Source organism: Streptomyces sp. NBC_01571 (assembly GCF_026339875.1).
GTDB lineage: Bacteria > Actinomycetota > Actinomycetes > Streptomycetales > Streptomycetaceae > Streptomyces.
In genome coordinates, this window is sequence record NZ_JAPEPZ010000001.1 from 8,221,213 (window position 1) to 8,241,367 (window position 20,155).

At 71.5% G+C, this 20,155-nt stretch carries 15 protein-coding genes and 1 pseudogene; 14 read left to right on the forward strand and 2 right to left on the reverse strand.

Going from position 1 to position 20,155, the window contains the following annotated elements; all coding sequences use genetic code 11:
• Window positions 1-7: 7 nt before the first annotated feature.
• Window positions 8-1,927, reverse strand: a complete 1,920-nt coding sequence (locus tag OHB41_RS37040; protein ID WP_266703494.1) for a molybdopterin oxidoreductase family protein — start codon at window positions 1,925-1,927, stop codon at window positions 8-10.
• On the reverse strand, window positions 1,924-2,895 hold the full coding sequence (locus OHB41_RS37045) for a 2-dehydropantoate 2-reductase (RefSeq protein ID WP_266703496.1): 972 nt from the start codon (window positions 2,893-2,895) through the stop codon (window positions 1,924-1,926). The genes OHB41_RS37040 and OHB41_RS37045 overlap by 4 nt, the downstream gene beginning before the upstream one ends.
• A gap of 396 nt (window positions 2,896-3,291) precedes the next feature.
• Between OHB41_RS37045 and OHB41_RS37050 the strand changes: the two genes are divergently transcribed.
• From OHB41_RS37050 to OHB41_RS37110, 14 genes and pseudogenes are all read left to right on the forward strand, one after another.
• A complete protein-coding gene (locus OHB41_RS37050; protein WP_266703498.1) occupies window positions 3,292-4,233 on the forward strand; it encodes an aldo/keto reductase in 942 nt (313 codons plus the stop codon).
• 283 nt (window positions 4,234-4,516) lie between these two features.
• On the forward strand, window positions 4,517-5,851 hold the full coding sequence (locus OHB41_RS37055; protein WP_266703500.1) for an OFA family MFS transporter: 1,335 nt from the start codon (window positions 4,517-4,519) through the stop codon (window positions 5,849-5,851).
• Window positions 5,817-5,954 (forward strand): MFS transporter small subunit, encoded by a 138-nt coding sequence (locus OHB41_RS52705; RefSeq protein WP_187285946.1) that lies wholly within the window; start codon window positions 5,817-5,819, stop codon window positions 5,952-5,954. The genes OHB41_RS37055 and OHB41_RS52705 overlap by 35 nt, the downstream gene beginning before the upstream one ends.
• Before the next feature lie 159 nt (window positions 5,955-6,113).
• The gene (locus OHB41_RS37060; protein ID WP_266703502.1) at window positions 6,114-7,061 is read left to right on the forward strand and encodes a beta-ketoacyl-ACP synthase III; all 948 of its coding nucleotides are present in this window, start codon (window positions 6,114-6,116) and stop codon (window positions 7,059-7,061) included.
• 245 nt (window positions 7,062-7,306) lie between these two features.
• A complete protein-coding gene (locus OHB41_RS37065; protein WP_266703504.1) occupies window positions 7,307-7,981 on the forward strand; it encodes a GntR family transcriptional regulator in 675 nt (224 codons plus the stop codon).
• A 230-nt stretch (window positions 7,982-8,211) separates the two neighbouring features.
• Window positions 8,212-9,393 (forward strand): ROK family transcriptional regulator, encoded by a 1,182-nt coding sequence (locus tag OHB41_RS37070; RefSeq protein WP_266703506.1) that lies wholly within the window; start codon window positions 8,212-8,214, stop codon window positions 9,391-9,393.
• A gap of 139 nt (window positions 9,394-9,532) precedes the next feature.
• Complete coding sequence (locus OHB41_RS37075) at window positions 9,533-11,050, forward strand: sugar ABC transporter ATP-binding protein (protein WP_266703508.1); 1,518 nt, start codon at window positions 9,533-9,535, stop codon at window positions 11,048-11,050.
• Entirely contained in the window at window positions 11,047-12,066 is a 1,020-nt protein-coding gene (locus OHB41_RS37080) for an ABC transporter permease (protein WP_266703510.1), read from the forward strand. The genes OHB41_RS37075 and OHB41_RS37080 overlap by 4 nt, the downstream gene beginning before the upstream one ends.
• A gap of 20 nt (window positions 12,067-12,086) precedes the next feature.
• Window positions 12,087-13,136: a substrate-binding domain-containing protein gene (locus OHB41_RS37085; protein ID WP_266703512.1), complete on the forward strand. Its 1,050-nt coding sequence runs from the start codon at window positions 12,087-12,089 to the stop codon at window positions 13,134-13,136.
• Between the two features lie 62 nt (window positions 13,137-13,198).
• A complete protein-coding gene (locus OHB41_RS37090; RefSeq protein ID WP_526025005.1) occupies window positions 13,199-14,614 on the forward strand; it encodes a Gfo/Idh/MocA family protein in 1,416 nt (471 codons plus the stop codon).
• 2 nt (window positions 14,615-14,616) lie between these two features.
• A complete protein-coding gene (locus OHB41_RS37095; protein WP_266703514.1) occupies window positions 14,617-15,621 on the forward strand; it encodes a sugar phosphate isomerase/epimerase family protein in 1,005 nt (334 codons plus the stop codon).
• A 146-nt stretch (window positions 15,622-15,767) separates the two neighbouring features.
• On the forward strand, window positions 15,768-18,257 hold the full coding sequence (locus OHB41_RS37100) for a PQQ-dependent sugar dehydrogenase (RefSeq protein WP_266703516.1): 2,490 nt from the start codon (window positions 15,768-15,770) through the stop codon (window positions 18,255-18,257).
• A gap of 17 nt (window positions 18,258-18,274) precedes the next feature.
• Window positions 18,275-18,565, forward strand: a pseudogene (locus tag OHB41_RS37105) (ThuA domain-containing protein); the annotation flags it as partial.
• 355 nt (window positions 18,566-18,920) lie between these two features.
• Window positions 18,921-20,144: an inositol-3-phosphate synthase gene (locus OHB41_RS37110; RefSeq protein ID WP_266703518.1), complete on the forward strand. Its 1,224-nt coding sequence runs from the start codon at window positions 18,921-18,923 to the stop codon at window positions 20,142-20,144.
• Window positions 20,145-20,155: the final 11 nt, after the last annotated feature.

Consider the following 20,155-nt stretch of genomic DNA (forward strand, 5'->3'; position numbering starts at 1 on the left):
TCCCGCCTCAGCTCCTCACGGTCGTGGCCGGCAGCTTGTCGATCCGGATCGCCGACGCCTTGAACTCCGCCGTCCCCGCGATCGGACAGTTCGCCTCGATCGTCAGCCGGTTGGTGTCCACGTCGTCGGGAAAGTGCATCGTCATGAACGCCAGTCCGGGGCGCAGCGCGGTGTCGATCCACACCGGCGCCAGGACGGAGCCCCGGCGCGAGGAGATCCGGACCTCCTCGCCCACCACGACCCCGTAGCGCTCCGCGTCCTCGGGGCACAGCTCGACGTACTCGCCGCGCCGCAGCGGTGAGGCGAAACCGCCGCTCTGCACACCGGTGTTGTAGGAGTCGAGCCGCCGCCCGGTGGTGAGCCGGATCGGGTACGACTCGTCCGTGAGGTCCACCGGCGGGTCGTGCCGGACGAGCCCGAAGGGTGCGCGCCGACCGCGCTCGGCGGGGTCGGCGGCCCACAACCGGCCGTGCAGATAGGTGGGTTCGATCCGGTCCGGGGCCGGGCAGGGCCACTGGATGCCCTGCTGCTCCTCCAGACGCGCGTACGTCATCCCGTAGTGGTCCGGGGAGAGCGAGCGCAGTTCGTTCCAGACTGCCTCGGAGTCGGCGTACTTCCACTCGTGTCCGAGGCGCGCGGCGAGGTCGCGGAGGATGTCGATGTCCTCCCGGGCCTCACCGGGCGGGGTCACCGCCGCACGCACCCGCTGGACGCGCCGTTCGCTGTTGGTGGTGGTGCCCTCCGTCTCCGCCCACCCGGCGGTCGCGGGCAGCACCACGTCGGCGAGTTCGGCCGTCCTGGTGAGGAAGATGTCCTGGACGACGAGGAAGTCGAGGGCGCCGAGCCGCCGGACGGCCTGCTCGCTGTCGGCCTCCGACTGCGCCGGGTTCTCCCCGATGCAGTAGACCGCCTTGAGGGTGCCCTCCTCCATCGCCTCGAACATCTCCGTCAGGTTCAGTCCGTAGTGCGGCTCGATGACGGTGTCCCAGGCGGTCTCGAACTTCAGCCGCGCGTCCGGGTCGAGGATGTCCTGGAAGCCGGGGAGCCGGTTCGGGATGGCGCCCATGTCGCCGCCGCCCTGCACGTTGTTCTGGCCGCGCAGCGGCTGCAGCCCGGAGCCGTGGCGGCCCACGTGGCCGGTCAGCAGGGACAGGTTGATCAGCGCGCGGACGTTGTCGGTGCCGTTGTGGTGCTCGGTGATGCCGAGCGTCCAGCACAGCTGGGCGCGTTCGGCGCGGGAGTACGCGTGGGCCAACTCCCTTATGGCGGACGCCGGTACGCCCGTCACCTTCTCCGCGAGGGACAGCGTCCAGGGTTCGACGAGCCGCTCGTACTCGTCGAACCCGCTGGTCGCCCTCCGGATGAAGGCGTGGTTGGCGAGGCCCGCGTGGATGATCTCGCGGCCGATCGCGTGCGCCATCGGGATGTCGGTGCCGACGTTCAGGCCGAGCCAGCCCTCGGCCCACTCGGCCGTCGACGTGCGGCGGGGGTCGACCGCGTACATCCGGGCCCCGTTCCTGATGCCCTTCAGTACGTGCTGGAAGAAGATGGGGTGCGCGAAGCGGGCGTTGGAGCCCCACATCACCACGAGGTCGGTCTCCTCGACCTCCGCGTACGAGGAGGTCCCGCCGCCGGAGCCGAAGGCCGCCGAGAGACCGGCGACGCTCGGGGCGTGACAGGTGCGGTTGCAGGAGTCGACGTTGTTGGTGCCCATGACCACCCGCGCGAACTTCTGGGCCACGTAGTTCATCTCGTTGGTCGCACGGGCGCAGGAGAACAGGCCGAACGCCCCGCGCGCGGCACGCAGCCCCGCGGCGGCGCGGCTCAGTGCCTCGTCCCAGGTGGCCTGCCGGAAGGGTTCGTCGCGGCTGTCCCGCACCAGCGGATGCGTGAGCCGGGTGTAGATCCTCGGGTCGCGTTTCCTCATGCGGCGGTCCTCGATGCGAGCAGATCGGAAAGGGCGTGCACGGTACGGAGGGTGGGGACCGGGACCCCGGTGATCTCCGCCAGTTCCACGACGGCCGCGAGCAGCACGTCGAGTTCGAGCGGCTTGCCGCGCTCCAGGTCCTGCAGCGTGGAGGTGCGGTGGTCGCCGACGCGTTCGGCGCCGGCCAGCCGGCGTTCGATGGAGACGCCGACCTCGCAGCCGAGGGCCTCGGCGACGGCGAGCGTCTCGGCCATCATGATCTCGATGACCTTGCGGGTACCGCCGTGCAGACACATCTGCCGCATGGTCGCGCGGGACAGCGCGCTGATGGGGTTGAAGGAGATGTTGCCCAGCAGCTTCAGCCAGATGTCGTTGCGCAGGTCCGGCTCGACGGGGCACTTGAGGCCGCCCGCCCGCATGGCCTCGCCGAACGTCCGGCAGCGGGTGGAGAGCGAGCGGTCGGGCTCGCCGATGGAGAACCGGGTGCCTTCCAGGTGGCGGACGACTCCCGGTCCTTCCAGTTCCGTCGCGGCGTAGACCACGCATCCGACGGCCCGTTCGGGCGCGAGCACGGCGCTGACGGCGCCGTCGGGGTCCACGCTCTCCACACGGTGGCCGTCGTGGGGGCCGCCGTGCCGGTGGAAGTACCACCAGGGGATGCCGTTCTGGGCGGCGATCACCGCCGTGTCCCGGTGCAGCAGGGGCTCGATCAGCGGCCCGCACGCCGCGTACGAGTTGGCCTTCAGACCGAGGAAGACGTAGTCGACGGGCCCGACGTCGGCCGGGTCGTCGGTGGCATGGGTGCGCGCGGTGAAGTCGCCGCGCGGGCTGCGTACATGGACTCCGTGCCGCCTCATGGCCGCCAGGTGCGGTCCACGGGCGATGAGATGCACATCGGCGCCTGCGCGGTGCAGCGCGGCCCCGACATAGGCGCCGATCGCACCGGCGCCGAGAACGGCGACTTTCACTGTGGCTCGCTCCGTTCGGTCGAGGGTACCGAGGAACTGCCGAACTCTGTCGACGAAATATTGTCTACAGTATGGAAGTTGGTGCGGCAAGGCTTCGCGCAGCACCCGGGGCGGCCGCGGCCTTGTGGAGAGCGGGCCCCGCTCCGACGAACCGCTGGCGGACGCCCTCGTCGCCCCGCTAGAATGACGGGAATCAAGTGAGCCTTCTCGGCGCGGACCGCCATCCGCCGGAAGGCTTTTTTCATGCCCGGAGCCGGCCTGCCTCCGGAGCCGGCCCGCCCCGCCTCGGCTCAGGCGCAACCGCCTCGAAGGCAGTCGCCCCGCCGGGCGGCCTGAACGGCCCGCGCCGCCCACCGGTCGCGCCTTCCCAGCCCCGCAAGAGGAGAGACCCCTGTCATGAGCGCACGAACGAAACCCGCAACGGCCGCCGGTACATGGCGACTCGGTGACCTGACCGTCAACCGTCTCGGGTTCGGCGCGATGCGCCTGACCGGTACCGCGCCCTTCGACGGCGGTGTGCCGCGCGACCGTGAGCGGTCGATCGGCGTGCTCCGGCGAGCGGTGGAGCTCGGCGTGAACCACATCGACACCGCCGCGTTCTACTTCTCGGCTGCGCGCTCCGCCAACGAGCTGATCAACCGGGCGCTGGCGCCGTACCCGGAGGACCTGGTCATCGCCACCAAGGTCTGGCCGGGCCGCGATCCCTCGGGCGCCTGGTGGTGGGCCACCCCGGCACAGCTGCGCGGCCAGGTCGAGGAGAACCTGCGCCAACTCGGCCGCGATCACCTGGACGTGGTGAACCTGCGCGTACCGCCGAGCCGGCGGACCGGCTCGATCGGCGAGCACTTCGGCGCGCTGGCCGAGCTGCGCGAGGCCGGGCTGATCCGCCACCTCGGTGTCTCGCACGTCACCGCCGGGCAACTGGCCGAGGCCCGGGCCATCGCTCCGGTCGTGTGCGTGCAGAACCCCTACGGGATCGGTGCGTCGGGCGAGGACAGGTCCCTCCTGCGGCTCTGCGGCGAACTCGGCCTCGCCTTCGTCCCGTTCTTCGCGATCGCCGGTTCCGGACGCGAGGCGGGTCCGGCCGCCCGCGACAGCGAGACGGTGTACGCCGTCGCCCGCGCCCACGACGTGTCCGTCGCGCAGGTCCGACTGGCCTGGACCCTCCAGCAGGGGCCGCACGTGCTGGCGATCCCGGGCACCGGCGATCCGGACCACCTCGCGCAGAACACGGCGGCGGCCGCCCTGCGGCTCTCGGAGGACGAGTCGGCCCGCCTCGGCGCGCTGGGACGCCGACGGGCAGCGGCCGTTCCGGAGCCGACCGGCCCCTCCAGGTGAAGCCGCCTCCCCCGCCCCGCTGTTGACCGGCGGGCCGAGCCCGCCCCCCGCCCGCTGGAGCGACCGCTCTCCGTCGTCACCGTCCGGGGGACGAGGGTGGGACCGTGGCTCGGCACGACGGTCGTGAGGCCCGTGCGCAGGGCGCCCTGATGGTCCGGTTCCGGCCGCCGCACGCTCCCGGCCGACCGTTCGTCGCACCACGGATACCGTTCACCGCATACGGTCGACGAGTTGGTGCCGTACGGCTTCCCAACCGGACAACCGCTTCCTATCGTCCGGGATCATGAGTCCCCCTGTCGCGCCACCCGGCTGGAGCCGCTGGCTCGTCCCGCCCGCCGCCCTGTCGGTCCACCTCTCCATCGGCCAGGCGTACGCCTGGAGCGTCTTCAAGCCACCGCTCGAATCCGCGCTCGGCCTCAGCGGCACCCAGAGCGCGCTGCCCTTCCAGCTCGCCATCGTCATGCTCGGGCTGTCCGCCGCGTTCGGCGGCACCCTGGTGGAACGCAACGGGCCGCGCTGGGCGATGACGGTCGCCCTGGTCTGCTTCTCCACCGGCTTCCTGATCGCCTCGCTCGGCGCCGCCACCGAGCAGTACTGGCTGATCGTGTTCGGCTACGGCTTCGTCGGGGGGATCGGCCTGGGCATCGGCTACATCTCGCCCGTCTCGACCCTGATCAAGTGGTTCCCGGAACGGCCGGGCATGGCCACCGGTATCGCGATCATGGGCTTCGGCGGCGGCGCGCTGATCGCCTCGCCGTGGTCCGCGCAGATGCTGAAGTCCTTCGGTTCCGACTCCTCCGGCATCGCCCTCGCCTTCCTCGTGCACGGCCTGTCGTACGCCGTCTTCATGACGCTCGGCGTGCTGCTGGTACGGGTGCCGCGCAGCGAGAAGCCGGTCGAGGCCCGCCCCGGGCCCCTCGACGGGGTACAGGTCTCGGCGAAGAACGCCGTGCGCACTCCGCAGTTCTGGTGCCTGTGGCTCGTGCTGTGCATGAACGTGACCGCGGGTATCGGCATCCTGGAGAAGGCCGCCCCGATGATCACCGACTTCTTCGCGGACACCTCCACCCCGGTGTCGGTGTCGGCCGCCGCGGGCTTCGTGGCGCTGCTCTCGGCGGCGAACATGGCGGGCCGGATCGGCTGGTCCTCCACGTCCGACCTGATCGGGCGCAAGAACATCTACCGCGTCTACCTCGGCGTCGGCGCGCTGATGTACCTGCTGATCTCGCAGTTCGGGGACTCCTCCAAGCCCCTGTTCATCATCTGCGCGCTGGTGATCCTCTCCTTCTACGGGGGTGGCTTCGCGACCGTCCCCGCGTACCTCAAGGACCTCTTCGGCACCTACCAGGTCGGCGCGATCCACGGCCGGCTGCTCACCGCCTGGTCCTTGGCCGGTGTCCTCGGTCCGCTGATCGTCAACTGGATCGCGGACCGGCAGAAGGACGCGGGCAAGCATGGCGCCGCGCTCTACGACACCTCCTTCCTGATCATGATCGGGCTGCTCGTCGTCGGCTTCGTCGCCAACGAGCTGATCCGCCCGGTCCACGCCCGCCACCACATCCCCGCACCGAGGGAGGCCGCCGATGACGACTCCGTCCAGTCCCAGCAGTCCGCCTGACCGACGGCCCCTGATCGCCTTCTCCTGGCTCTGGGTGGGGGCACCGCTCTGTTACGGCCTGTACGAGCTCGTTCTCAAGGTCAAACAGCTGTTCACGGGGTGAGACCCGGGCGTCCGTGCGGACCGTGCTCGCGCGTCCGAGGGTCTGACAGAAGCCGACAAGCCTGGCGTCGCTTTCCTGTGGCATCACCTGACGTCGTACCCATGGGTCACTGATCAGACTGGAGGATCTCGCTACCCAAGGCAACGAGGGAGACCCCCCATGAACGGCTCACGCATCGCGGCCGTCGGCCACTACCAGCCCGCCAAGGTCCTCACCAACGAGGACCTGGCGGGCCTGGTCGACACCAGTGACGAGTGGATCAAGAGCCGGGTGGGCATCCGTACGCGCCACATCGCCGGACCCGACGAACCCGTCGACGAGCTGGCCGGGCACGCCGCCGCCAAGGCGCTCGCGGCCGCCGGACTGGCGCCCGGCGACATCGACCTGGTGCTGGTCGCCACCTCGACGGCCGTCGACCGTTCCCCGAACATGGCCGCCCGGGTCGCGCACCGCCTCGGCATCCCGTCTCCCGCGGCGATGGACGTCAACGTGGTCTGCGCGGGCTTCACCCACGCGCTCGCCACGGCCGACCACGCCGTGCGCGCGGGGGCCGCGACCCGGGTCCTGGTCATCGGCGCGGACAAGATGTCGGACGTGACGGACTGGACCGACCGCACGACCTGCGTCCTGGTCGGGGACGGAGCGGGGGCCGCCGTGGTCGAGGCCGCCGCGCCGGGCGACGAGCCGGGGATCGGGCCCGTGCTGTGGGGCTCGGTGCCCGAGATGGGGCACGCCGTACGCATCGAGGGCACGCCGGCGCGGTTCGCGCAGGAGGGCCAGAGCGTCTACCGCTGGGCGACGACCCGGCTCCCGGCGATCGCCCGGCAGGCCTGCGAGCGGGCCGGACTCACCCCCGAGGAACTGGCCGGAGTCGTCCTGCACCAGGCGAACCTGCGCATCATCGAACCCCTCGCGCAGAAGATCGGCGCCGTGAACGCGGTGGTCGCGCGCGACGTGGTGGACTCCGGGAACACCTCCGCCGCCAGCATCCCGCTCGCCTTGTCGAAGCTCGTCGAACGCGGTGAGATCGGCACGGGCGACCCCGTGCTCCTCTTCGGCTTCGGCGGCAACCTGTCCTACGCGGGCCAGGTCGTCCGCTGCCCCTGAACCCCGTGACCTGCGGCGGAGAACCGATGTGACGCGCACGACCGCCCCACCCCCTGGCTTTTGTGCGCCGTAGACTGTAGACGAAAGACAATTGATACTGGCTTTCCGAAGAATCTGGCTCACCGGAGACCGCGGTTCCGGCGACGAAGACGTTCCGGCGACGGAGACGCTTCCGAGGCGGAGACGTTCCCTGGACGGAGACGTTCCGGCCGCTGTGTCCACCGCTGCCCAGGAGGGGGACCGCGATGTTGTCGACAGGACTGCCGCAGGGGGCGGTGCCCAGGCTCGAGCGGCCCGGCCCGCTGCGCGACCGCGTCTACGAGGCGCTGCTCGAACTCATCACGACACGCGCCCTCCAGCCGGGCCAGCACCTGGTCGAGAGCGAACTCGCCGGGCACCTCGGTGTGTCCCGGCAACCCGTACGCGAGGCGCTGCAGCGGCTGAACACGGAGGGGTGGGTCGATCTGCGGCCCGCCCAGGGCGCGTTCGTGCACGAGCCGACCGAGGAGGAGGCCGACCAGCTCCTCACGGTCCGTACGCTCCTGGAGGCCGAGGCCGCCCGGCTCGCCGCCGCCAACACGGGCTCCGCCGGCATCACCGCCCTGGAGGAGCTGTGCGCCGAGGGCGAGCGCGCGGTCGCCGCCGACGACGTGGACGGCGCGGTCGCGATCAATGCCCGCTTCCACGCGAAGGTCATGGAACTGGCCGGGAACACGGTCCTCGCCGAACTGGCCGCTCAGGTCGACCGCCGGGTGCGCTGGTACTACACACCGGTCGCCCGGCAGCGCGGCGGACAGTCCTGGATCGAGCACCGCGACCTCATCGCCGCCATCGCCGACCGCGACGAACCCCGCGCCACCCAGGTCATGCGCGACCACACCGAGCACACGCGCAAGACGTACCACGAGCGCGAGAAGTAGCCGGCCCGCCGACGCCGGTCCGGAACGCCGACGCCCATCGGGAACACGCCCTGAGTTCCACACGTCCCGCTCTTTGTCCTCTCAGTGGAGAAAGTTGACGGCAATCTCTGCGCGACTTCTTCCCACTCCCGGCAGCCACTGCTACGTTCCCCTCGAAAGCAAGCCACGGCGATGTGGCCAAATCCCGTTGGACACAGGCCGATCGAGGCGGGGAGGGGCTCGTGAGACGTATGACGGCTCGACCCGCGAACGCACACCAGGCACGACTGCTGCGCCTGTTGCGTGACGGCGGCCCCAACTCCCGCGCCCAGCTCGGCGATCAGGTCGACCTCTCCCGGTCGAAGCTGGCCGTCGAGGTGGAACGACTCCTGGAGACCGGGCTCGTCGTCGCCGACGGACTCGCCGCATCCCGCGGCGGCCGCCGCTCCCACAACATCCGGCTCGCCCCTGCGCTGCGCTTCCTCGGCGTCGACATCGGGGCGACCTCGATCGACGTGGCGGTCACCAACGCCGAGCTGGAGGTGCTCGGACACCTCAACCAGCCCATGGACGTCCGTGAGGGCCCGGTCGCGGTGTTCGAGCAGGTGCTCGCCATGGCGGCCAAGCTGAGGTCCTCGGGGCTCGCGGAGGGATTCGACGGCGCCGGGATCGGTGTCCCGGGGCCCGTCCGCTTCCCCGAGGGCGTCCCGGTCGCACCGCCGATCATGCCGGGCTGGGACGGCTTCCCGGTCCGCGAGGCGCTCAGCCAGGACCTCGGCTGCCCCGTCATGGTCGACAACGACGTGAACCTGATGGCGATGGGGGAGCAGCACGCGGGCGTCGCACGCTCCGTGGGCGACTTCCTCTGCGTCAAGATCGGTACCGGAATCGGCTGCGGCATCGTCGTCGGCGGAGGGGTCTACCGCGGGACGACGGGCAGCGCGGGCGACATCGGGCACATCCAGGCGGTGCCGGACGGCCGCCCGTGCGCCTGCGGGAACCGCGGCTGCCTGGAGGCCCACTTCAGCGGTGCCGCACTCGCCCGGGACGCCACGGACGCAGCCCAGCAGGGGCTCTCGGCGGAACTCGCCGCAAGGCTGGACGCGGCGGGCGCTCTCACCGCCGTCGATGTCGCCGCCGCGGCCGCGGCCGGCGACGCCACCGCCCTCGACCTGATCCGTGAGGGCGGCAACCGCACCGGCCAGGTCATCGCCGCTCTCGTCAGCTTCTTCAATCCGGGCCTGGTGGTGATCGGCGGTGGGGTGACGGGCCTCGGCCACACCCTGCTCGCCGCGATCCGCACCCAGGTCTACCGTCAGTCGCTGCCGCTCGCGACGGGCAACCTGCCCATCGTCCTCGGGGAGTTGGGCCCTGCCGCCGGAGTCATCGGCGCGGCGCGGCTCATCAGCGATCACCTCTTCTCGCCCGCGTAACCGCACCCCCAGCCGTACCTGTATCCGCATCCGCGCCACGCGTTCCGCCGCTGCACCGCTCCGGTCCGCCCTGCCCTGCTCTCCGCGCTGCTCCGCCCTGCCCTGAAACCGGCCCGCACGCCCGCCAAGGGGAACCGTCATGGCACCAGAACCACCGCTGCTCACCATGTCCGGCATCACCAAGTCGTTCCCCGGCGTCCGCGCCCTCGACGGCGTCGACCTCGACGTACAGGCCGGCGAGGTCCACTGTCTGCTCGGCCAGAACGGGGCCGGCAAGTCCACCCTCATCAAGGTGCTGGCCGGCGCGCACCAGCCCGACGACGGCACGATCGGCTGGCGCGGCGCACCCGTCGCGCTTCGCTCCCCGATCGCGGCCATGCGCCTCGGCATCGCCACCATCTACCAGGAACTCGACCTGGTGGAGGGCCTGTCGGTGGCCGAGAACGTCCACCTCGGACACGAACCCACCTCGGCCGGCTTCGTCGTACGGGGAAAGGCGGCGCGCGCGTCGACGGCCGCGCTCCTCGAACGGCTCGGACACCCCGAGATCGATCCGGCCCGGCTCGTCGGTGAACTCTCCGCCGCCCAGCGGCAGATCGTCTCCATGGCACGGGCGCTGTCCCACGAGGTACGCCTCATCGTCATGGACGAGCCGTCCGCGGCCCTCGACCCCGACGAGGTCGACAACCTCTTCCGCATCGTCGCCGGCCTCACCGCGGACGGCGTCGCCGTCGTCTACATCTCGCACCGGCTGGAGGAGATCCGGCGCATCGGCGACCGCGTGACCGTGCTCAAGGACGGGCGGGCGGTGGCGGTCGGACTCCCCGCCAAGTCCACCCCGACCCGCGAGGTCGTCGCGCTGATGACGGGCCGCAACGTGGAGTACGCCTTCCCGGACCGGCCCACACGGGAGTCCACGGCCGAGCCCGTGCTACGGGTCCGTGGCCTGGCCCGCGCCGGGGAGTTCGCGCCGCTGGACCTCGATCTGCGCCCCGGCGAGATCGTCGGCCTGGCCGGGCTCGTCGGCTCCGGACGCTCCGAGATCCTGGAGACGATCTACGGCGCGCGCAGACCGACCGCCGGCCAGGTCCATGTGGACGGACGCCCGTTGCGGCCCGGCAGCGTCCGCGCCGCCGTCCGCGCCGGACTCGGGCTCGCCCCCGAGGAGCGCAAGGCACAGGCCCTGCTGATGCTGGAGTCCGTCACCCGCAACGTCTCCGTGTCCTCCATGTCCCGCTTCGCCCGCGGGGGCTGGATCGACCGGGGCGCGGAACGGGGAGCGGCGCGGGCGGCGACCCGCGAACTGTCGCTGCGCCCCGACAACCCGTCGGTCCCGGTCCGCACACTGTCCGGCGGCAACCAGCAGAAGGCGGTCCTGGCGCGCTGGCTGCTGCGCGGCTGCCGGGTGCTGCTGCTCGACGAGCCGACCCGCGGTGTCGACGTCGGCGCCCGCGCCGAGCTGTACGCGGTCGTCCGCCGCCTCGCCGAGGAGGGCCTGGCCGTCCTGCTGGTGTCGAGCGAAGTGCCCGAGGTGCTGGGGCTCGCCGACCGTGTGCTGGTGCTGCGCGAGGGCCGGGTCGTGCACACCGCCCCCGCCCGGGAGCTCGACGAACACCGTGTACTCGACCTCGTCATGGAAGGAAGTCCGGCATCATGACGCAGCCCGTGTCCCCGCCCCGGGACAGCACCGGCAAGGTGCCACCGATGGGTGAACTGCCCGCCTGGCGCACGCTCGGAGCCCGCGCCGACGTGCGCACCCTCTCGCTCCTCGGCGTGCTCGTCGCCCTGATCGTCATCGGCGGGATCACCAAGCCCGACGAGTTCCTCGACACCCGTAACCTCCAACTCGTCCTCACCCAGGCCTCGGTGATCGGCGTGGTCACCGTCGGCATGACCTTCGTGATCACCTCGGGCGGCATCGACCTGTCGGTCGGCGCGATCGTCGCGCTCTCCTCGGTGTGGGCGACCACGGTGGCCACCCAGGAGTACGGCTTCGCGGGCATCCTCTTCACCGCGGTGCTGGTCGGTGTGGGCTGCGGTCTGGTCAACGGTCTGCTCATCGCGTACGGCGGCATGGTGCCGTTCATAGCGACGCTCGCCATGCTCGCCTCGGCCCGCGGCCTCGCGCTCCAGATCACCGACGGCAGGACCCAGGTCGTCACCGTGGACGGGATCCTGAACCTCGGCGAACGCGACTCGTACGTGCTGGGTGTTCCCCCGCTGGTACTGGTCTTCGCCGTCGTCACGGTCATCGGCTGGCTGATCCTCAACCGCACCACCTTCGGCCGCCGCACGGTCGCGGTCGGCGGCAACGCGGAGGCGGCCCGGCTCGCCGGCATCGACGTACGACGCCAGCGGCTGTATCTCTACCTGCTCTCCGGGCTGTGCTGCGGCATAGCCGCCTTCCTGCTGGTCATCCTGTCCGGCTCGGGCCAGAACACCAACGGCAACCTGTACGAACTCGACGCCATCGCGGCCGCGATCATCGGCGGCACGCTGCTCAGCGGAGGCCGCGGCACCATCACCGGCTCCGTGCTCGGCGTACTGATCTTCACCACGATCACCAACATCTTCGCGCTGAACAACCTGCAGAGCGACGTCCAGCAGATCGCCAAGGGCGCGATCATCGTCGCCGCGGTCCTGGTCCAGCGGCGCACCGCAAGCACGACCTGACACGGGAAGGGTTCACCGCCATGCCAGCACCCACGCACGTCACCAGCCGCCGAGGACTGCTCCTCGGGACCGCCGCCGTCTCGGCCGGCGCGCTCCTGACCGGCTGCACCAGCAACGACACCAAGGACGAGAAGCCGGCCTCCGACGACCGGCCGGCCGCCGACGACAAGCCCGGCAAGCACGTCACCATCGGCTTCGCCGGCCCGCAGGCCGACCACGGCTGGCTCAACGCGATCAACGACAACGCGAAGAGCCGCGCGAAGAAGTACTCGGACGTGACCCTGGAGATCACCGAGGGCTCCAACGACACCGCCGCGCAGATCGGCCAGATCGAGACACTGATCAACAAGAAGGTCGACGTCCTGGTGGTGCTGCCCGCCGACGGCAAGGCGCTCACCCAGGTCGGACTGAAGGCGATGCGCGCCGGAATCCCCGTTGTCAACCTCGACCGGATCTTCAACACCCCCCAGGCGTACCGCTGCTGGATCGGCGGCGACAACTACGGCATGGGCCTGAGCGCCGGTCGCTACATCGGCGAACAGCTCAAGGACAAGCAGGGCGCCCGGGTCATCGAACTGGCCGGGCTCGACAACCTGGAGCTGACCAAGCAGCGCACCCAGGGCTTCGACGCGGCCCTGAAGAACTACCCGAACATCAAGAAGGTGGCCCGCCAGGCCGCCGAGTTCACCGTGGAGTCCGGTCAGGCCAAGATGTCCCAGCTCCTCCAGGCCCAGCCGAAGTTCGACGCCCTGTGGAACCACGACGACGACCAGGGAGTGGGCGCGCTGCGCGCGATCGAGCAGGCCGGCCGTGACGACTTCCTGATGGTGGGCGGCGCGGGCGCGCTCTCCGCCTTCCAGGCCATCGAGGCCGGCAACAGCGTCCTGAAGGCCACCGTCCTGTATCCGCCGACCATGGCGGCGTCCGCGATCGACCTGGCCCGCGCCCTCGGTCAGGGCAAGGGGGTGGGCGGCCTAGCCGAGTTCGAGATCCCGGCCTCGATCACGCTCTACTCCGCCGTCGTCGACAAGGACAACGTCGGCCAGTACATGTCCACCGGCTTCAAGTGATCCGCCACGTCCACAGCCCCCACAGCGTCACGACGACTCACGACGACGAGGAGGACATCCGCATGGGAGAGCCGCACCAGGGCGAGCCGGCCGGGGCGGAGGCGGCCCGAGTGGATCAGGCCGGGGCGGCGGCACCCGCGGGGGACGCCGCCGTGCGCGAGGCGGCGGCACCCGCGGGGGAGGCGGCACCGGGGGAGATCCCGGTGCGGGGGACGCCGGCAGGGAGCACCGCGGTACGGGGGTCCGGGGTGCGGGAGGCGGACAAGCCGGTGCTCGGCGTAGGCATGGTCGGGTACGCGTTCATGGGCGCCGCCCACTCCCAGGGCTGGCGCACGGTGGGCCGCGTCTTCGACCTGCCGCGCCGCCCGGTCCTCGCCGCGGTCTGCGGCCGTGACGCGGAAGCCGTCCGCGCCATGGCCGACCGGCACGGCTGGGCGGCGGCCGAGACCGACTGGCGCGCGCTGATCGCCCGTGACGACGTCGACCTCGTCGACATCTGCACCCCCGGCGACAGCCACGCCGAGATCGCGCTCGCCGCCCTCGCCGCCGGCAAGCACGTGCTGTGCGAGAAGCCGCTCGCCAACACGGTCGAGGAGGCGGAGGCGATGACGGCGGCCGCCGAAGCCGCCACCGTCCGCGGCCAGGTGGCCATGGTGGGCTTCAACTACCGCCGGCTGCCCGCCACCTCGCTGGCCCGGACCATGGTCACGGAAGGGCGGCTGGGAACCCTGCGGCACGTACGGGTGACGTACCTTCAGGACTGGCTGGTGGACCGGGAGTTCCCGCTCACCTGGCGGCTGCGCAGGGAACGCGCGGGGTCGGGCGCGCTCGGCGACCTCGGGGCGCACATCGTCGACCTCGCCCAGTACCTGGCGGGCGAGCCGGTCGTCGGGGTCTCCGCGCTCACCGAGACCTTCGTACAGCAGCGGCCCCTTCCCGCCGCCGCGTCGAGCGGACTGTCCGCGGTGCCGGACGCGGCCGGTCTCGGCACCGTCACCGTCGACGACGCCGCCCTCTTCACCGGCCGATTCGCCTCCGGCGCCCTCGCCTCCTTCGAGGCGTCCCGGTTCGCCACCGGACGCAAGAACGCCCTGCGCATCGAACTCAACGGCGAGCGCGGCTCGTTGGCCTTCGACCTGGAACGGCTCAACGAACTCTCCTACCACGACCACACCGAGCCCGGCACCCACGCGGGCTTCCGCCGCATCCTCGTCACCGAGCCCGACCATCCCTACCTGGACGCCTGGTGGCCGCCGGGGCACGGCCTCGGCTACGAACACACCTTCACCCACCAGGCCCACGACCTGGTGCAGGCCGTAGCGGCGGGCCGGCGGTCCGTGCCGTCCTTCGCCGACGGTCTGCAGGTACAGCGCGTGCTCGCGGCGGTCGAGGAGAGCGCCGAGAAGAACTCCGTCTACACCCCGGTGGCCGTCACACCCGTGACAGTCGCGTCCCCAGCGGTTCGAGGAGACCTCTAGCCATGCCGCGCACCTTCACGCTCTTCACCGGCCAGTGGGCCGACCTGCCGCTCGAGGAGGTCTGCCGGCTCGCCCGCGACTTCGGCTACGACGGGCTCGAACTCGCCTGCTGGGGTGACCACTTCGAGGTCGACAAAGCGCTCACCGACCCCGCCTACGTCGAGTCCCGGCACGCACTCCTCGACAAGTACGGCCTCAAGTGCTGGGCGATCTCCAACCACCTCGTCGGCCAGGCCGTCTGCGACGCCATCATCGACGAACGCCACCGGGCCATCCTGCCCGCCCGCATCTGGGGCGACGGCGAGCCCGAGGGCGTCCGGCAGCGGGCCGCCGCCGAGATCGCCGACACCGCGCGCGCCGCAGCGGCCTTCGGCGTCGACACCGTCATCGGCTTCACCGGTTCTTCCATCTGGCACCTGGTCGCCATGTTCCCGCCCGCGCCCGAGTCGATGATCGCCCGCGGCTACGAGGACTTCGCGACGCGCTGGAACCCGATCCTGGACGTCTTCGACGCGCAGGGCGTGCGGTTCGCGCACGAGGTCCACCCCAGTGAGATCGCCTACGACTACTGGACCACTCACGAGGCCCTGAAGGCGGTCGACCACCGGCCGGCGTTCGGGCTGAACTTCGACCCCTCGCACTTCGTGTGGCAGGACCTCGACCCGGTCGGCTTCCTCTACGACTTCCGCGACCGCGTCTACCACGTCGACTGCAAGGAGGCCCGCAAGCGGCTCGACGGACGCAACGGCCGCCTCGGATCGCACCTGCCCTGGGGCGACCCGCGCCGCGGCTGGGACTTCGTCTCCGCGGGCCACGGCGACGTGCCCTGGGAGGACGTCTTCCGCATGCTGCGCTCCATCGACTACACGGGTCCCGTCTCGGTCGAGTGGGAGGACGCCGGGATGGACCGGCTCCAGGGCGCACCCGAGGCCCTGACCCGCCTCAAGGCCTACGACTTCGAGCCGCCGTCGGCGTCCTTCGACGCGGCGTTCGGCGGCAACGACTAGAGCCGCAGGCGGCGTTCGCCCCGACGGGCGAACCCTGCCCGCCGCGGCACCGGACCGCGGCGCACGGTTCACATGCTTCCGGGGTGACGGCGCACCCCGGCGTACCGCACCCGCCCGTACGACCAGCCCCTTCATGGAGGCATTTCGTGCACCCGAACGACCGGAACAAGAGCCGCACAAGCCACTTAAGACGTCCGAGGCTCCGCGGAGCACTCGCCCTGGTGAGCGGCGCGCTGCTGGCAGCCGCGTCCCTCACGCTCACCGCCCCCGCGGCCGGCGCAGCCGTCGCCGGTCCGGGTGAGGCTGCCGCCGATGACTTCCAGCAGGTCACCCTCGCCAAGGGCGAACCGGAGGTCGGCGAGCCCATGTCGCTCGCCGTGCTTCCCGACCGCTCGGTCCTGCACACCTCGCGCGACGGAGAGCTCCGCCTCACCGACGCCGCGGGCAACACCAGGCTCGCGGGCAGACTCGACGTCTACACCCACGACGAGGAAGGCCTCCAGGGTGTCGGCGTCGACCCCGGCTTCGCGACCAACCGGTTCGTCTACCTCTACTACGCACCGCCGTTGAACACCCCGGCGGGCGACGCGCCCGAGACCGGGACGGCCGCCGACTTCGCCCCCTTCGACGGGGTCAACCGGCTCTCCCGCTTCGTCCTGAAGACCGACGGCACGCTCGACAACGCGAGCGAGAAGCAGATCCTCGACGTCAAGACGTCCCGGGGCATCTGCTGCCACGTCGGCGGCGACATCGACTTCGACGCGGCGGGGAACCTCTACCTCTCCACCGGCGACGACTCCAACCCCTTCCAGTCGGACGGCTTCACGCCCATCGACGAGCGCTCCGACCGCAACCCGGCGTTCGACGCGCAGCGTTCGGCCGGCAACACCAACGACCTGCGCGGCAAGATCCTGCGCATCAAGGTGAACGGCGACGGCTCGTACTCCATCCCCGACGGCAACCTCTTCGCGCCCGGTACGGACAAGGCACGCCCCGAGATCTACGCGATGGGCTTCCGCAACCCGTTCCGCTTCAGCGTCGACAAGCAGACCGGCATCGTCTACGTCGGTGACTACGGCCCGGACGCGGGCACGGCCGACCCGGCGCGGGGCCCCGGCGGCCAGGTCGAGTTCGCCCGTGTCACCGCCGCCGGCAACTTCGGCTGGCCGTACTGCACCGGCAGGAACGACGCCTATGTGGACTACGACTTCGCGACCGGAACCTCCGGCGCGGCCTTCGACTGCGCCGCCCCGAAGAACACCTCCCCCCACAACACCGGCCTCACCGACCTGCCCCCGGCCCAGCCCGCCTGGATCCCCTACGACGGCGCGTCCGTCCCCGAGTTCGGCGACGGCTCCGAGTCCCCGATGGGCGGCCCGGTCTACCACTACGACGCCGCGCTCGACTCGCCGGTGAAGTTCCCGCAGGCCTACGACGGGAACTTCTTCGCCGGGGAGTTCGGCCGCCGCTGGATCAAGCGGATCGACTCCGACACCGACGGCACCGTGCGGTCCGTCAACTCCGTTCCGTGGACGGGCACCCAGGTGATGGACATGGCCTTCGGTCCGGACGGCGCGCTCTACGTCCTCGACTACGGCACCGCCTGGTTCGGCGGCGACGAGAACTCCGGCCTCTACCGCATCGAGAACGCCACCGACGGACACTCACCCGTCGCCCAGGCCGCGGCGGACCGTACCTCGGGACAGGCGCCGCTCAAGGTCGCCTTCTCCTCCGCCGGTTCGACCGACGCGGACGGCGACGCCCTCACCTACAGCTGGGACTTCGGTGACGGCGGCACATCTACGGCAGCCGACCCGTCGCACCAGTACAAGAGGAACGGCACCTACACGGCGACGGTGACCGCCAGGGACAGCACCGGGCGCACGGGCGGCGCGAGCGTACAGATCGTGGTCGGCAACACCGCGCCCAAGGTGACCGTGGAACTGCCGGGTGACGGGCAGCTGTTCGGCTTCGGCGACGCCGTGCCGTTCAAGGTGAGGGTCACCGACCCGGAGGACGGCCGCGCGATCGACTGCGCCAAGGTGAAGGTGACCTTCGTCCTCGGCCACGACAGCCACGGCCATCCCCTCACCTCGGCGAACGGCTGCTCCGGCACCCTGCAGACCAGTGCCGACGGCGGCCACGACGAGGACGCCAACATCTTCGGGGTCCTCGACGCCGAGTACACCGACGGGGGAGGCGGCGGGCAGGCCGCGCTGACCACCCACGACCGCAATGTGCTCCAGCCCAGGCACCGCCAGGCCGAGCACCACGGCGACGCCTCCGGCATCACCGTCCAGTCGAAGGCCACCGCGCACGGCGGGAAGACCGTCGGCGACATCGACAACGGCGACTGGATCTCCTTCACGCCGTACGTCCTGGGCGACGCCGAGAAGATCACGGCGCGTGTCTCGTCGGCCGGCGCGGGCGGCACCCTCGAGGTCCGCGCGGGTTCCCCGACCGGCCGCGTGCTGGGCAGGGCGACGGTCCCGGTCACCGGCGGCTGGGACACCTTCCAGGACGTCAGCGCGGACATCTCACGCGCTCCGCGCGGCACCACCACGCTCTACCTCGTCTTCAAGGGAGGCGCCGGCGCGCTCTACGACGTGGACGACTTCACCTTCACCACGGGCTGACAGGAGGAGCGACGGTCATGCGCACATCGGCACGGATAGCGACCACGGGTGCCGCTGCCGCCCGGCTCCTCGGGTGCGTGTCGGGACCGGCCGCGTCGAAGGGCGCGGCCGGCCCCGGCGGGCGCCGGGTGCTGGTCTTCTCGAAGACGGCGGGCTTCCGTCACGACGCCGTACCCCAAGGGATCGCGGCCGTGCGGGAGCTGGGGGCGGAGAACGGCTTCACGGCCCACGCCACCGAGGACGCGGGCGCCTTCACCGCACGCAACCTCGCGCGGTACGACGCCGTGGTGTTCCTCTCCACCACCGGTGCCGGTGCCCGGATCAACGATTTCACCCATACCGATCCGGGCCGGAGCCTGCGCGACGGGCACATCGGCGTCCAGAACCACGGAGCCGACGACCAAGTGTCGTTCCGTGACGTCCGGATCAGGGAACTGCCCGCGAAGCCCGTGGCACACACGGTGTCTCCGGGCGACTGAGCGGCGGCGGGCGGGGGACGCCGGACCCCCGCCCGCCGTCTTGTCCGCACCGCACCCGTCTCCGGCGGCACCACCCCCGCACCACCCCCTCACCCAGCTCCGCCCTGACTTCCCTGACGTCCCCTGACCTCATTCCTCTCCTCCGTCTCTCCTCTGTGGCGGACGTACGACCAGGAGGCTGCCCATGTCCGCGTCCTCTTCCGAACCCCGGGTGGGTGTGTGGCTGATCGGAGCGCGCGGTTCCGTCGCCACCACCGTCGTCGCGGGCTGCGCGGCCGTCACCGCCGGCCTGCACCCTCCGACCGGCATGGTCACCGAGACACCACTCTTCGCCGGGTGCGGCCTGCCTCCGCTCTCCTCCCTCGTCTTCGGCGGCCACGACACCGTGGACTGCCCGCTGCCCAAACGCGCGGAGGCCCTCGCCTCGGGCGGTGTCCTCCCGACCGGGCTGCCGGCGGCGGTCGCGGCCGAACTGGAGGCCGCCGACCGGGAGATCCGGCCGGGCGGCCCGGTCCCCGGCGGCACCCAGGACACCGCGGACCTGGTGGACGGCTTCGCCGCCGACCTGCGGGACTTCTTACGGCGACGGGGGCTGACCCGGGCGGTCGTGGTGAACGTGGCCTCCACCGAGCCCGCACCCACCGGCACCGCGCTGCCCCCGAGCTCGCTGTACGCGGCGGCGGCGCTCAAGGCCGGATGCCCGTACGTGAACTTCACCCCGTCGACCGGCCTGCACCACCCCGCGCTGGCCTCGGCGGCGCGGACCGGCGGCGTGCCGTACGCAGGCCGGGACGGAAAGACGGGCCAGACCCTGCTGCGGTCGGTGCTGGGCCCGATGTTCGCGCAGCGTGCGCTGGAGGTCCGCGCCTGGTCGGGCACCAACCTGCTCGGCGGCGGTGACGGAGCCTCCCTCGCCGATCCCGCCGCCGCGGCCGCCAAGAACGCCGGCAAGGAGCGGGTGCTCGCCGACACGCTGGGCACGGCCCCGCAGGGCGAGGTGCACATCGACGACGTACCGGCGCTCGGCGACTGGAAGACCGCCTGGGACCACATCGCCTTCGACGGCTTCCTCGGCACCCGGATGATCCTCCAGACCACCTGGCAGGGGTGCGACTCCGCACTGGCGGCGCCCCTCGTCCTCGACCTCGCACGCCTGGTGTCCCGCGCCCACGAGGTGGGCCTGTCGGGGCCGCTCGACGGCCTGGGCTTCTACTTCAAGGACCCCCTGGGGGAGGGGCCGGCGGCGCTCGGCGAGCAGTACGCCGCGCTGGCGCGGTTCGCGATCCGGCTGCGGACACCGCGCCCGGGACGCCGGGAGCCGCACCCCGAACACCGCGCGCAGCAGCCGGGACGACGGAACCCGCAGCCCGAGCGGCGGCCGTCGCACGCGCCCCGGGAGGAGCGGTGACGAACCCTCGC